This is a genomic window from Streptomyces thermocarboxydus, assembly GCF_024760485.1.
Classification (GTDB): domain Bacteria; phylum Actinomycetota; class Actinomycetes; order Streptomycetales; family Streptomycetaceae; genus Streptomyces; species Streptomyces cellulosae.
Genome location: NZ_CP058273.1, coordinates 2,526,275 through 2,538,886, shown reverse-complemented (window position 1 = coordinate 2,538,886; position 12,612 = coordinate 2,526,275). Strand labels below are relative to the sequence as shown.

General features: G+C 73.4%; 12 protein-coding genes and 1 pseudogene. 8 read left to right on the top strand and 5 right to left on the bottom strand.

The window, feature by feature from the left end:
- Nucleotides 1-9 precede the first annotated feature (9 nt).
- Nucleotides 10-888 carry an acyl-CoA thioesterase II gene (gene tesB, locus AY578_RS11690; RefSeq protein WP_136238508.1) on the top strand — a complete coding sequence of 293 codons (879 nt, stop codon included), beginning with the start codon at nucleotides 10-12 and terminating at the stop codon, nucleotides 886-888.
- Nucleotides 889-998: 110 nt separating this feature from the next.
- Here tesB and AY578_RS11685 read toward each other — a convergent pair whose 3' ends face one another.
- Both AY578_RS11685 and AY578_RS11680 read right to left on the bottom strand, forming a co-directional pair.
- Nucleotides 999-1,787: a phosphatase gene (locus tag AY578_RS11685; protein ID WP_136238507.1), complete on the bottom strand. Its 789-nt coding sequence runs from the start codon at nucleotides 1,785-1,787 to the stop codon at nucleotides 999-1,001.
- 88 nt (nucleotides 1,788-1,875) lie between these two features.
- Nucleotides 1,876-2,847 carry an NAD(P)-dependent alcohol dehydrogenase gene (locus AY578_RS11680; RefSeq protein ID WP_019525196.1) on the bottom strand — a complete coding sequence of 324 codons (972 nt, stop codon included), beginning with the start codon at nucleotides 2,845-2,847 and terminating at the stop codon, nucleotides 1,876-1,878.
- Between the two features lie 112 nt (nucleotides 2,848-2,959).
- Here AY578_RS11680 and AY578_RS11675 point away from each other — a divergent pair, with 112 nt between their 5' ends.
- Complete coding sequence (locus AY578_RS11675) at nucleotides 2,960-3,640, top strand: TetR/AcrR family transcriptional regulator (protein WP_240801049.1); 681 nt, start codon at nucleotides 2,960-2,962, stop codon at nucleotides 3,638-3,640.
- Nucleotides 3,641-4,266: 626 nt separating this feature from the next.
- Here the strand turns inward: AY578_RS11675 and AY578_RS11670 are convergent.
- Nucleotides 4,267-5,727: pseudogene (locus AY578_RS11670) on the bottom strand (PucR family transcriptional regulator).
- A 183-nt stretch (nucleotides 5,728-5,910) separates the two neighbouring features.
- Between AY578_RS11670 and AY578_RS11665 the strand changes: the two are divergent.
- From AY578_RS11665 to AY578_RS11650, 4 genes are read left to right on the top strand one after another with little or no spacing between them, the layout of a single operon-like run.
- Entirely contained in the window at nucleotides 5,911-7,389 is a 1,479-nt protein-coding gene (locus tag AY578_RS11665) for a sodium:solute symporter family protein (RefSeq protein ID WP_136239660.1), read from the top strand.
- Between the two features lie 55 nt (nucleotides 7,390-7,444).
- Complete coding sequence (gene speB, locus AY578_RS11660) at nucleotides 7,445-8,413, top strand: agmatinase (RefSeq protein ID WP_028959215.1); 969 nt, start codon at nucleotides 7,445-7,447, stop codon at nucleotides 8,411-8,413.
- Entirely contained in the window at nucleotides 8,410-10,146 is a 1,737-nt protein-coding gene (locus AY578_RS11655) for a thiamine pyrophosphate-binding protein (protein ID WP_136239659.1), read from the top strand. Before speB ends, AY578_RS11655 begins: the two co-directional genes overlap by 4 nt.
- 35 nt (nucleotides 10,147-10,181) lie before the next feature.
- Nucleotides 10,182-10,580 carry a VOC family protein gene (locus AY578_RS11650; RefSeq protein WP_019527513.1) on the top strand — a complete coding sequence of 133 codons (399 nt, stop codon included), beginning with the start codon at nucleotides 10,182-10,184 and terminating at the stop codon, nucleotides 10,578-10,580.
- Nucleotides 10,581-10,657: 77 nt separating this feature from the next.
- On the opposite strand, the gene AY578_RS11645 is transcribed toward AY578_RS11650, so the two are convergent.
- Nucleotides 10,658-10,879, bottom strand: coding sequence for a DUF397 domain-containing protein (locus tag AY578_RS11645; RefSeq protein WP_019527514.1), 222 nt, complete (start codon nucleotides 10,877-10,879; stop codon nucleotides 10,658-10,660).
- On the bottom strand, nucleotides 10,872-11,666 hold the full coding sequence (locus AY578_RS11640; RefSeq protein ID WP_028959217.1) for a helix-turn-helix domain-containing protein: 795 nt from the start codon (nucleotides 11,664-11,666) through the stop codon (nucleotides 10,872-10,874). The genes AY578_RS11645 and AY578_RS11640 overlap by 8 nt, the downstream gene beginning before the upstream one ends.
- A 77-nt stretch (nucleotides 11,667-11,743) precedes the next feature.
- On the opposite strand from AY578_RS11640, the gene AY578_RS11635 reads away from it, so the two are divergent.
- Both AY578_RS11635 and AY578_RS11630 read left to right on the top strand, forming a co-directional pair.
- Nucleotides 11,744-12,223, top strand: a complete 480-nt coding sequence (locus AY578_RS11635) for a hypothetical protein (protein WP_234008017.1) — start codon at nucleotides 11,744-11,746, stop codon at nucleotides 12,221-12,223.
- Complete coding sequence (locus tag AY578_RS11630) at nucleotides 12,220-12,588, top strand: hypothetical protein (protein ID WP_028959219.1); 369 nt, start codon at nucleotides 12,220-12,222, stop codon at nucleotides 12,586-12,588. Before AY578_RS11635 ends, AY578_RS11630 begins: the two co-directional genes overlap by 4 nt.
- The last annotated feature ends 24 nt before the right edge of the window (nucleotides 12,589-12,612 follow it).

The window sequence follows — 12,612 nt, the reverse complement described above, 5'->3', positions numbered from 1 at the left end:
ACTGATTCCATGAGTCAGGCTCTCCAGGAACTCCTCGATCTGCTCGACCTCGAGCAGATCGAGGAGGACATCTTCCGCGGCCAGTCCCGCGCCTCCGCCGTCCCCCGTGTCTTCGGCGGGCAGGTGGCGGCGCAGGCCCTGGTCGCCGCGGGGCGCACCGTCCCCGCCGACCGGCCCCCGCACTCGCTGCACGCGTACTTCCTGCGCATCGGCGACCCGGGCGCGCCGATCGTCTACACCGTCGACCGGATCCGCGACGGCCGGTCCTTCACCACCCGCCGGGTGGTGGCGGTCCAGCACGGCAAGCCGATCTTCCACCTCTCCGCGTCCTTCCAGACGCACGAGGAGGGCCTGGACCACCAGGCGCCGATACCGGACTCCCCGGACCCGGAGACGCTCCCCACCTCGGAGGACCGGCTGCGGGGCTATCCGCACCTGTCGTCGGAGGTGGTGCACCGCTACCTCGGCGCCCGCGCCGCCGTCGACCTGCGCTACGTCGACGATCCGCCCTACGGCCGCTTCGGCGAGCCGCGCGACCCGCACAGCCAGGTGTGGTTCCGCACCAACGGCAAGGTCGAGGGCGACGACCCGCTGCTGCACGTCGTGCTCGCCACGTACGTCTCCGACATGACGCTGCTGGACTCGATCCTGCTCGCCCACGGGCGCGGCGGCTGGGCCGTCGGCGACGTGGTCGGGGCGTCCCTGGACCACGCGATGTGGTTCCACCGCCCGTTCCGCGCGGACGAGTGGCTGCTGTACGACCAGCAGTCCCCGTCGGCGCACGGCGGCCGGGGTCTCGGCCAGGGCCGCATCTACACCCAGGACGGGCGCCTCGCGGTGTCCGTCATCCAGGAGGGCGTGGTCCGCGTCCCGCGCGACGAGGGCTGACGCCCGGGGGTGAGGCTGAGGCCCGGGGGTGAGGCTGACGCCCGGGGGTGAGGCCGCGACGCCTCTTCGGGCCGGCCGCGGCCCGAAGGCGCGCCCGAGGGGCGTCCGCCTCAGCTCAGGCCGGCCTGATCCAGCAGGTACGCCGTCATCGGGTCGTAGTGGCGGGGGCTCGTCACATGGTCGTCCAGGGGGACCGTCACCTGGACGGTGCCCTCGGCCTCGGCGAGGAACAGCGCGGGGTCGTTGCAGTCGGCGTACCCGACGGAGTCCACGCCGTACTGTCCCGCCGCGCCCGCCCAGCCGTGGTCGGCGACCACCAGGTCGGGCAGCGGTCTCCCCTCGCGCTCCAGCGCCGTGAGGATCGTCCTCATCGGCGAGCCCGAGTGGGTGTGCCACAGCGTCGCCCCGTGCTCCAGCACCGCCACGTCCGCGAACTGCATGACGTAGCCCTCCTCCGTGGTCAGCCCGTCCGGGATCACCACGATCTCGCAGCCCGCCGCCCGCAGCGCGGCGGCCGTCGCCCGGTGCACGTCCAGCAGACCGCCCGGGTGGCCGGTCGCCAGCAGCACCCGCTGCCGGCCCTCCGCCGCCTTGCGCAGCCGCCCCGCCATCCGCTCCAGGCCGTCGACCGTCAGCTCGGGGTCGATGGTGTCCTGCCCGTACCGGTGCTCGGGGTCGTCGTTCACACCGACGCGCTCCGCCATCACCGCGAGCACGTCCTGCTCGTCGGTCCACCGCTCGCCGAGCTCCAGGCCGAGCCAGTAGTGCCGGTCGCCGTTCGCCAGCTTCCGGTAGTGGGAGAGGTTGTTCTCGCGGGGCGTGGCGACCTCGCCCGCGATGCGGGTGGCGACCAGGTGCTCGACGAGTTCGGCGCGGCTGGGGGTCCCGGGTATCGGCATGCTCCCATTGTGAGGCAGGGAACAGGGGGCGTCCCTCACGTATCGCGCGCTGGGACGTGCGTCACGTACTCAGGTGGATTGCGTACGGCTACTCAGCGGCGACCCGCACCACGTACTTGCCCCGGACGCCGCCTGCCTCCAGCGCCCGGTGGGCCTCGGCCGTCTCCTCCAGCGGAAAGACCGTGTCGACCACGGGACGCAGCGCGCCCTCGGTGACATGCCGGGCCAGGGCGTCGAGGTCGGACTGCCGGGGGTTGCCGCTGAAGAAGCGGACCCGCCCCCGTCCGTGCAGGGCGCTGCCCGCGACGTAGCCGAGTGAGGTGACGGGCCGGCCGAGGTCGAAGGCGATGGTCACCATGCGGCCGCCTGGATTCAGCAGACGCCGGTAGGAGCGCAGTTCGGTCCCGACCGTGTCCAGGACGACGTCGAAACGGCCCAGGTCCGCGGGGCGCACGCTCCGGTGGTCGACGGCCTCGTGCGCGCCGAGCTCTCGGACCAGGTCGAGGTTGGCCGCGCGGGCCAGGGCCGTGACCTCGGCGCCGTACGCCCGTCCGAGCTGGACGGCGGCGTTGCCGACGCCGCCCGCCGCGCCCCGCACGAGGAGGCGTTCGCCGGGGCGCAGCCCGGCCTTGGCGCGCAGTGCGGTGACGGCCGTGGTGGCCACCGGGAGCGCGGCGGCGTCCACCGGGTCGAGGCTGTCGGGGACGAGACCGACGCGCTCCGCGGGCACGGTCACGTACTCGGCGGCGCTGCCGGACCGGGAGGTCCGCCCCAGGACCCCCCAGACGCGGTCGCCGGGCGCGAACCGGGTGACCCCGGCGCCGCGCTCGGCGACCTCGCCGGTGAAGTCCAGGCCCACACGCCTGGGAAAGCGGCGGCCGAGCAGGAGGCGCAGACGGCCCGAACGGGCCGCCAGCTCGCCGCCGTTGACGCTGAACGCGTGCACCTTCACCAGGACCTCGCCGGGTCCGGGCTCGGGCCGGGGCACGCGGCCCACGTAGAGCACGTCGGGGCCGCCGTAGCGGTCGTGGAGCACTGCCTTCATCATGCGGTCGTCCATCGCTGCTGTCGCCTTCGCGTCGGGTCGTTCAGGGGGTCCGTCGGGGGATCCGGGACCGACCGTAGGCTGGTAAGCGGACGAGATCGTCCGGTTACGGCGGAAGTGAGAGACAGTGACGGCAGGATCCTCTCGGAACACGGCCCGCGACGGCGTGCGGGCGGACGCCCGGCGCAACCGGGAGCGCCTGCTCGCCGCGGCCCGCGAGGTCTTCGCCGAGCACGGGCTCGACGCCCCGATGGCGACCGTGGCCCGCCGGGCCGGGGTCGGTGTGGCGACCCTGTACCGGCACTTCCCGACCCGGGACGCGCTCGTGCGGGGCGCGTTCGCGCGGCAGATGGAGACCTGCGGCCGGGCCCTCCGCGACGCCCTGGCCGCCGACGACCCGTGGACGGGCCTGACGCACCTGGTCGAGACGGTCTGCGCCCTCCAGCGGGAGGAGCGTGGATTCCCGGCCGCGTTCCTGGACGCCTTTCCGCAGGCCGGCGCACAGCACGCGCGCTCCCGGGAGCAGGCCGAACGGGACCTCACGGTTCTGGTGCGCAGGGCCCAGGCGTCGGGCGCGCTCCGCCCCGACTTCCACCCGTCCGACCTCGTCGTGGCCCTGGTCGCCCACTGCGGCCTGGTGGCGGCCCTCCCGGACGACCCGAAGGCGTCCCGCCGCCTGGTGGCGTACCTGCTCCGGTCCTTCCGGGCCACCCCGGCCACCGATCCCCTGCCCCCGCCGACGACGCTGACGCTGCGCGGCTTCCCGGCGACACCGGAGAGCGGAAGCCGGGCGTCCCGCCGCGCATGAGCAGGTGCCGTGGGCACCGGGGCGGCTTGCGGCGGACGAGCGCGTCGGCTGCGCCGGCGTGTGAGCCGGTGATGTCGTCGGCCCGGCGGCCGCGTGGTGAGCCCGGTGGCCGCTGTCGCCACGTCCGAGGCGGGGACCTGTGGGACATGTGTCCTGCGCGTCGGGCGGTGCTGGGTGACGGTCGCCGCCGGGTGCGTTCGGGGTGGGCGCGGCTCCCTGCGGACGTCCGGGGCCGCGTGCGGAAGCTGCTGCGCCGGCGTGTGAGCCGTGATGTCGTCGGCCGGGCGGCCGCGTGGTGAGCCCGGTGGCCGCTGTCGCCACGTCCGAGGCGGGGACCTGTGGGACATGTGTCCTGCGCGTCGGGCGGTGCTGGGTGACGGTCGCCGCCGGGTGCGTTCGGGGTGGGCGCGGCTCCCTGCGGACGTCCGGGGCCGCGTGCGGAAGCTGCTGCGCCCGCGTGTGAGCCGTGATGTCGTCGGCCGGGTGGTCCCGCGCGGCGCTTCCGGCGGTCGCTGCTGCCGGGTCCGAGGGGCGGACACTTCCAACCCGCGGCCCTCGCGCCGGGCGGCGGTGCTTGGCGCCCGCCGCATCCGAGGCGTGCAGGCGAAGCCGCCGCGCGTGCCTCGCTACGGCGTCCGCAGCGCAAACCACAGCTCCATGCGGACGTCCGGGTCGTCCAGGTCCGCGTCCAGGAGGGCGGCGCACCGCGCGACGCGCTGGCGGACCGTGTTGCGGTGGACGTCCAGGGCTACCGCCGTGCGGTCCCAGCTGCCGTGGAGGGAGAGCCAGGTGCGCAGGGTGTCCACCAGCGCCGGGGACTGCTCTATCGGGGCGAGGAGCGCGCGGGCGTGGGCGGCCGCCTCCGCCGGGGGGACCAGGTCCGTGAGGGCCGCCGGGCGGTCGCCGTGGCGGAGCAGCGGGGCGCGGGTGGCGCGGGCACGGGCCAGGGCGCGGGCGGCTGGGTGTGCGGGCCGGCCAGTCCGCGGGACGCCGCGCGCTCACGCCGAGCGTCCAGCCCTGCACCCGCTCCACCGGGCGCCCGTCCGCACCAGCACCCGCACACCTCGCCGCCACGTCACCAGCGACGAGCCGAGAGCCGCGCCCAGCGCGGACGCGGCCACCGGGTCCGGCGCCACCCTCCCGTCCGGCCTGCCGTGCACCACCCGCCACCGGCCCTCGCCGAGCAGCGGCGCCACCTCCGCGGGCGCCGCGCCCAGCAGCAGCCGTACCAGCGCGGAGGAGCGGCCGGCGCCCGAGCCGCTGTGGCGTTCGCCGGTGAGCAGGGAGAGCAGCACGGCCGCGACGGACGCGATGGTGTGGTCGCCCGCATCCCGCTGCGGGGCGGCCGTCCCGAGCACGAACCCCTCCCCGTTGCCCAGCGCGTGCGCGACCAGCCGCAGCCCGGCCACCGTGTCCGACGCGGAGGCGGGCGAGGGCTCCTCGCCCGACGGGCGCACCACTTCCGCGAGTTTCGCCAGCGCCGTCCGCACCGCCTCGCCCGGGTCCGGCCCCGCGGCCGCGATCCGCGTGCCCTCGGGGCCGTACAGCACCGCGCGTCCGCCCAGGCGGCGGGCGAGCTGCTGGAGGACGGAGGGGACCGGGTTGGGGCGCGCGGCGGCGGTGGCCAGGCTCTGCTGGGCCTCCGTGACCCGCCGCAGCTCGGCCGTGCGGGCCTGCGCCATCAGCTGCCACAGCGCCCGCGCCACCGCCGAGAACGTGGTCCGCGGCGGCACCTCGAGCAGCGGCAGCCCGTGCATCTCGCACGCCTCCACCAGCGCCCCGGGCACGGTGTCGTGCACCGGCGCGACACCGAAGCCGAGCGCCGCCCCGCCCGCCGCGACGATCCGCGACGCGTACGCGTCGAAGTAGCCCGCGCCCGCCCCGTCCGGGATGTGCACGCCCGCCGACAGCAGCAGCTCGCCGCCCAGCAGGTACGGGTACGGGTCGGCCATCTCCGAGGTGTGCGCCCAGTGCAGGACGACGGCCGGGTCCGCGGGGCCCGCGATCCGGCGCAGGCCCAGGTCCGCGCGGGCCAGCAGCGCGTCCAGGGGCACGGGGGGTGTGGGCGGAACAGTGGGGTCCGGCATGGTGGACGTTTCCTCCATCCCAGGCTGCCGATCTGGATGAAACGTACACTTCGCAGTCGCTTTTCGGCCACCTAAGGTCGGGTCACCGGCAACCCGCGGGTACGGGCGGATGTCCCCGCGCGGCGCCGGTGAGCGACCCGTCTGCACGACACGCCACCGACAGTGCGCGAAGGAGGCCCCCGCATGGCCGTGGACTACCTGGTCATCGTCGTCTATCTGGCCGGCATGCTGGCCATGGGCTGGTGGGGCATGCGCCGCGCCAAGTCCAAGAGCGAGTTCCTGGTGGCGGGCCGCCGCCTGGGCCCCGCCATGTACTCCGGCACCATGGCCGCCATCGTCCTCGGCGGCGCGTCCACCATCGGCGGCGTGGGCCTCGGCTACCAGTACGGACTGTCCGGCGCGTGGATGGTGTTCACCATCGGCCTCGGCCTGCTCGCCCTGTCCGTCTTCTTCTCCGCCCGCATCGCCCGGCTGAAGGTCTATACCGTCTCCGAGATGCTCGACCTGCGCTACGGCGGCCGGGCCGGCGTCATCTCCGGCCTCGTCATGTGGGCGTACACCCTCATGCTCGCGGTGACCTCGACGATCGCCTACGCCACGATCTTCGACGTCCTCTTCGACATGAACCGCACCCTCGCCATCGTCCTCGGCGGCTCGATCGTCGTCGCGTACTCCACGCTCGGCGGCATGTGGTCGATCACGCTCACCGACATGGTGCAGTTCGTCGTGAAGACGATCGGCGTGCTGCTCCTGCTGCTGCCCATCGCCGTGGTCAAGGCGGGCGGGTTCGCCGAGATGAAGGCGAAGCTGCCGACCGAGTACTTCGACCCGCTGGGCATCGGCGGCGAGACGATCTTCACCTACGTGCTGATCTACACCTTCGGCATGCTCATCGGGCAGGACATCTGGCAGCGCGTGTTCACCGCCCGCAGCGACCGCACGGCCCGCTGGGGCGGCACCGTCGCCGGCACCTACTGCCTCGCCTACGCCGTCGCCGGCGCGGTCATCGGCACGGCGGCCAAGGTGCTCTACCCGAACCTGGCCAGCGCCGACGACGGGTTCGCCACCATCGTCAAGGACGAGCTGCCCGTCGGCGTGCGCGGCCTGGTGCTGGCCGCCGCCCTCGCCGCCGTGATGTCGACGTCCTCCGGCGCGCTGATCGCCTGTGCCACCGTCGCCAACAACGACATCTGGTCCCGGCTGCGCGGCATCGTCCGCCCGGAGGGCGAACAGCACGACGAGGTCAAGGGCAACCGCGCCTTCATCCTGCTGATGGGCCTCGCCGTGATCGCCACCGCCATCGCCCTCAACGACGTGGTCCAGGCGCTGACCGTCGCGTACAACCTGCTGGTCGGCGGACTGCTGGTGCCCATCCTCGGCGGGCTGCTGTGGAAGCGCGGCACCGCGCAGGGCGCCCTCGCGTCCGTCGCCGTCGGCGGCCTCGCCGTGATCGGCCTGATGGCCACCTACGGCATCCTCGCCAACGAGCCCGTCTACTACGGTCTCCTCGCCTCCCTCGCGGCCTACGTCGTCGTCTCCCTCGCCACCCGCCCGACCGACGCGGCCGTCCTCGCCGCCTGGCGCGAGCGCCTCGCCGGACGCGGCGCCGAGCCGGAGAACGCGTCCGAAACCGTGTCCGAACAGGTCCCGGCCGCCCAGTAGCATCGTGGGCAGTCAGTACATACGCGACGAAGTGTAGGAAAGAGAGCAGTCCTCCATGAGCAGCAACGAGACGCCCCGCGGCCCCGTCGACTCCTCCCGCGTCCCGCGGTACGCCGGCCCCGCGACCTTCGCCCGGCTGCCCCGCCTCGACGAGGTCGGCCGCGCCGACGTCGCCGTCGTGGGCGTGCCGTTCGACTCGGGCGTCTCGTACCGGCCGGGCGCCCGCTTCGGCGGCAACGCGATCCGTGAGGCGTCCCGGCTGCTGCGCCCCTACAACCCCGCGCAGGACGCCTCCCCGTTCGCCCTCGCGCAGGTCGCGGACGGCGGCGACATCGCCGTCAACCCGTTCCACATCAACGAGGCCGTCGAGACCATAGAGGCCGCCGCCGACGACCTCCTCGGCACCGGCGCCCGACTGATGACCCTCGGCGGCGACCACACCATCGCCCTGCCGCTGCTCCGGTCGGTCGCCAGGAAGCACGGCCCGGTCGCGCTGCTGCACTTCGACGCGCACCTCGACACCTGGGACACGTACTTCGGCGCCGAGTACACCCACGGCACGCCGTTCCGCCGGGCCGTCGAGGAGGGCATCCTCGACACCGAGGCGCTCTCCCACGTCGGTACGCGCGGCCCGCTCTACGGCAAGCAGGACCTCACCGACGACGAGAAGATGGGCTTCGGCATCGTCACCTCCGCGGACGTCTACCGCCGCGGCGCCGACGAGGTCGCCGACCAGCTCCGCCAGCGCATCGGCGACCGCCCGCTGTACATCTCCATCGACATCGACTGCCTCGACCCGGCCCACGCCCCCGGCACCGGCACGCCCGAGGCCGGCGGCATGACCTCCCGCGAGCTGCTGGAGATCCTGCGCGGCCTCGCCTCCTGCAACCTGGTCTCGGCCGACGTCGTCGAGGTGGCGCCCGCGTACGACCACGCCGAGATCACCTCGGTCGCCGCGTCGCACACGGCGTACGAACTGACCACGATCATGTCCCGTCAGATTGCGGAGGCCCGCGCCAAGTGACGCACGACCACGACCTGGAGCTCCGCCCGACCGCCGCGCAGACGGAGGCGGCCCTGAACCCGCCCTCCCGTCGCCCGACCACCGCCCCTCAAGGGGGCGCTTCGCGCCACGTGATGACGGGCCGCAATGGAGGAGACCTGGTCGTGGAGACCCTGGCCGGGCTCGGCGCGACCACCGTCTTCGGGCTGCCCGGCCAGCACGCGCTCGGCATGTTCGACGCGCTGCGCCGCTCCGACCTGCGCTACATCGGCCTGCGCGTGGAGAACAACGCGGGCTTCGCGGCGGACGCGTACGGCCGCATCACCGGCGAGGCGGCCCCGCTGCTGCTGTCCACCGGCCCCGGCGCGCTCACCTCGCTGGCCGCGCTCCAGGAGGCGGCGGCCGCGTCCGCGCCCGTACTGGCCATCAGCAGCCAGGTGCCGACCCCGGGGCTCGGCGGCGGACGCCACGGCTATCTGCACGAACTCCCGGACCAGTCCGCCTCGTTCCGGGGCGTCGTCAAGTCCGTGCACACGGTCCGTACGGCCTCGCAGATCCCGTCGGCGATCGCGGCGGCCTGGAAGTCGGCGCTCACCGTCCCGCATGGGCCCGTGTGGGTGGAGATCCCGCAGGACGTGCTGCTCGCCGAGACGGTCCTGCCGGTCGTGACGGCGATGGACGCCACCCCGGACGAGCTGCCCCCGCGCCCCGAACTCACCGCGCTGGCCGCGCATCTGCTGTCCGGCGCGGAACGCCCCGCGATCATCGCGGGCGGGGGAGTGGTCCGCTCGGACGCCTCCGGGAAGCTGCGGCAGCTCGCCGAGCGCATCCAGGCGCCCGTGGTGACCACCCCGGGCGGCAAGGGCGCCTTCCCGTGGACCCACCCGCTGTCCCTCCAGTCCTGGATCGAGGACCGCCACACCACCGACTTCCTTGAGGACGCGGACGTCCTGCTCGTCGTCGGCTCCGGACTCGGCGAACTCTCCTCGAACTACCACACGTTCAAGCCGCGCGGCCGGGTGATCCAGGTCGAGGCCGATCTCGGCAAGCTGGAGTCCAACCACCCCGGCATCGGCATCCACGCCGACGCCCGCCTCGCCCTCCAGGCGCTCCTGGAGGCGGTGGAGGAGCGTGAGGACGACACCGCCCCGGCGCGGGTGCGGGAGCTGCTGGAGCGGGTGCGGGCCCGCATCGACGGGCAGGACCTGGCGCTGGAGCAGCAGGTGCTGACGGCCGTGCGGCGCGCCCTGCCGACGGGGTCGCCGTCCTTCTGGGACATGACGATCCTCGCCTACTGGGCGTGGTCCGCGTTCGACGCGATGGGCCCCAACCGCCTGCACTCCGCACAGGGCGCCGGCGGCCTCGGCTACGGCTTCCCCGCCGCCCTCGGCGCGGCGGTCGCCGACCCCACCCGCCCGGTCCTCGCGGTCTCCGGCGACGGAGGCGCGCTGTACTCGATCGCCGAGCTGGCCACGGCCCGCCAGTACGACCTGGACGTCACCTGGCTCATCGTCGACGACGGCGGCTACGGCATCCTCCGCGAATACATGACGGACGCCTTCGGCGAGCCCACGGCGACGGAGCTGACCCGCCCGGACTACGTGGCCCTGGCCGAGTCCTTCGGCGTCCCGGGCGTCCGCACCACCCCGGAAACCCTGGAGGAGGACCTCACCAAGTCCCTCTCCACGCCGGGCCCTTCGGTGGTCGTGCTCCCGGCGGTCCTGAGGATGTTTGCGCCGACGCACCTGGGCTGAGGGCCGCCGTGCCGGGTGGGCCGTAGGCTGCCCGGATGCTGAGGATCGGAATCCCTGTCGTCGGTGTCACGGACATCGCCCGCGCGGTGGCGTTCTGGACGCAGGCTTTGCCCCTCGTGGTCGCAGAGCAATGGTCGAGCGAGACGTGGCGGACGCTCGAGTACGCCGACGGCTCCGGCCAGGCTCTCGGTCTGCTGCGCAGCGCGTCGCCCGCCGAGCCGTACCCACGTCTGCACCTGGACCTCTTCACCGATTCGGCGGAGGAACAGCGGGCCGAGGTCCAACGGCTGGTCGGTCTCGGCGCGCGGTCCGTCGACTGGGACCTCTACCCGCCCGACCCCGACTTCGTCGTGCTCGCCGACCCGGACGACAACGTCTTCTGCGTTGTCGACCTGAGCCGCGGACCCGGGGGCGGCGACCGGCTCCGCCCCTGAGCGCCCCTACGAGATCGCCCGCAGCCGCCCGCGCCCCGCGCGGTCGCCGAGGCGGGCGAGCGCGCCTTCTGGGGCGATCAAGCCGGGAAGCTCCCGTCCTTGACTGCGGTCACGAACGGCGTCCAGCCGGCCGACCGGAAGATTACCGCCGGCCCCTCGGGGGCCTTGGAGTCGCGAACGGGGACACCCGCGGGGTGGTCGTCCAAGACCTCCAGACAGCTGCCGCCCTGGTCGTTGCTGTAGGAGGACTTCCGCCAGCCCTTCAGTGCCCCAGCGTTCGGTATCGCTCGGTCAGCCATGATGTTCGTAGTCCCTTGCTGTTGCGCTGAGCAGAGCCAGTGATTCCTTGAGCGGCAGCGCGTTGCCCAGTGCGAAATCGTAGCGATGCTGCAGCTCCTGAACGACTGATGGGCTGTCGTGGATCTTCCCCATGTACAGGCCCTCCCCGTAGGCCACGGGCGGCTGATCTTCGAACCACATCAGCGTGAGCATGTTGCTCAGGAGGGGATGCATGCCCAATGTAAAGGGCAGAAGGTGAAGCTGGATCCGCTCGGCCTCGGCGAGTCCGATGAGGTGGTTGATCTGCTCCGCCATGACGTCCGGGCCGCCGATCCGGCGTCGTAGCACCGCTTCATCCAGGAGCGCCCACACTACGGGTGTCACTGGGTCGGCAAGGATTTTCGCGCGTTCCAGGCGTGTGACAAGGCGCCTGTCACGTTCCTGTTCACTCGCCGGAGGGAACGGCATGCTCAGAACCGCACGTGCGTACCTTTCCGTCTGGAGGATGCCGGGAACGAACGACAGGGCGAACTCCCTGATCATCGTCGCCTGCTGTTCGAGCTGAAGGGCCGCCTCGAAGTACCCCGCCACAGCGGTGTCGTCGTCCGGAAGGAAGCTGCTGAGCACATCGCCCGTGTTCAGCGCCCTGTCGAGGCGTCGCGCGTCCTCCTTGGACGGGGTGCGCCGGCCTGCCTCGATGTGCGCGATGTGCGAACGCGTCATGACGGCGGCCGTCGCCAGCTCCTGTTGCGTCAGCCCGGCCGCCTCTCGCTGCGCCTTCAACCACTCCCCATAGATGTTGCTCATCGCCAACTCCCGTGTGACAGATGCTTCGTCACATCCGACCCTCTGGCGAGCCTAGCCCGGCCCGTCTCACTCTGTGAGTGGATCGCTACACAGCGATGTCCATGCACCTCGACCTGCCCTCGGGCACGGAAGACCCCCGCGACCGCTACCGACGGCCCGGGGGCATGGCCCTCAACCGCAACGGAGTTGAAGACGTGTTGCACCGTATCGCCTGTCTCCTCGAGCCGCTGCTGCGGCTCCTGTGGCCCGCCTCCGGGCGCCATCGGCACGGGAGCCGGCACCGCGCCGGGGGAGCGGCGTCCGCCCCCGAGCCGGCCGCCCCCGTCGCACCCGGCCGCCGCCCCTCCCCGTACGAGGCACTCCTTTGCGGCGAGGACTCCCGGCTCGTCCGCCCCTACCTCCTCGCCCATGAGCAGCGCGCGCGGGCCAAGCAGCAGCGCGCCCGGCGCCGGACCCTCTGGCTCGCCGTGCACGGCATCGACGTAGGGCCACGGCGTATCCACGGTGTCGACGTCGGCTCCCGCCGGATGCGGGGCAACGAGGTGACCGCCGCGTGATCTACGAGAGCCGAGACCTCGCCGCCACCACGGCCGCCCGGCCCCGCCTCCTGCCCTGGTCCAACCTCGACGGCAACCCCTGCTACCTCGTCACCGACGACACCGGAACCGGCCGTCTCTCGCGCCTCGCTGACGAGATCGAAGCCGTCCAGCTCGGCATGGCGGACGACCTTCTCGGCCACGCTGTCGATCTCCTGGGCGACACCAGGGCCACCGCGCCCCAGCTCCGTCACCTCGCCGCCTGCCTGGCCGAGGCGCTCCACGACGTCCACCGCATCGCCCGCAGCAGGGGAGCGCGTCTCTCCGTGCCCCACGGGGAGGAGGAAGACCTGGACGCCGTCCCGGAAGGGGGCCGGGGCAACTGACCCACCGCTGGGGCGGGCCGGCCG

Excerpts from the sequence above, each read along its gene's own strand:
- speB (WP_028959215.1), top strand. The coding sequence starts at position 7,445 with ATGAGCAGCAACGAGACGCCCCGCGGCCCCGTCGACTCCTCCCGCGTC.
- AY578_RS11650 (WP_019527513.1), top strand. The coding sequence starts at position 10,182 with ATGCTGAGGATCGGAATCCCTGTCGTCGGTGTCACGGACATCGCCCGC.
- AY578_RS11645 (WP_019527514.1), bottom strand. The coding sequence starts at position 10,879 with ATGGCTGACCGAGCGATACCGAACGCTGGGGCACTGAAGGGCTGGCGG.
- AY578_RS11685 (WP_136238507.1), bottom strand. The coding sequence starts at position 1,787 with ATGCCGATACCCGGGACCCCCAGCCGCGCCGAACTCGTCGAGCACCTG.
- AY578_RS11680 (WP_019525196.1), bottom strand. The coding sequence starts at position 2,847 with ATGGACGACCGCATGATGAAGGCAGTGCTCCACGACCGCTACGGCGGC.
- tesB (WP_136238508.1), top strand. The coding sequence starts at position 10 with ATGAGTCAGGCTCTCCAGGAACTCCTCGATCTGCTCGACCTCGAGCAG.
- AY578_RS11665 (WP_136239660.1), top strand. The coding sequence starts at position 5,911 with ATGGCCGTGGACTACCTGGTCATCGTCGTCTATCTGGCCGGCATGCTG.
- AY578_RS11640 (WP_028959217.1), bottom strand. The coding sequence starts at position 11,666 with ATGAGCAACATCTATGGGGAGTGGTTGAAGGCGCAGCGAGAGGCGGCC.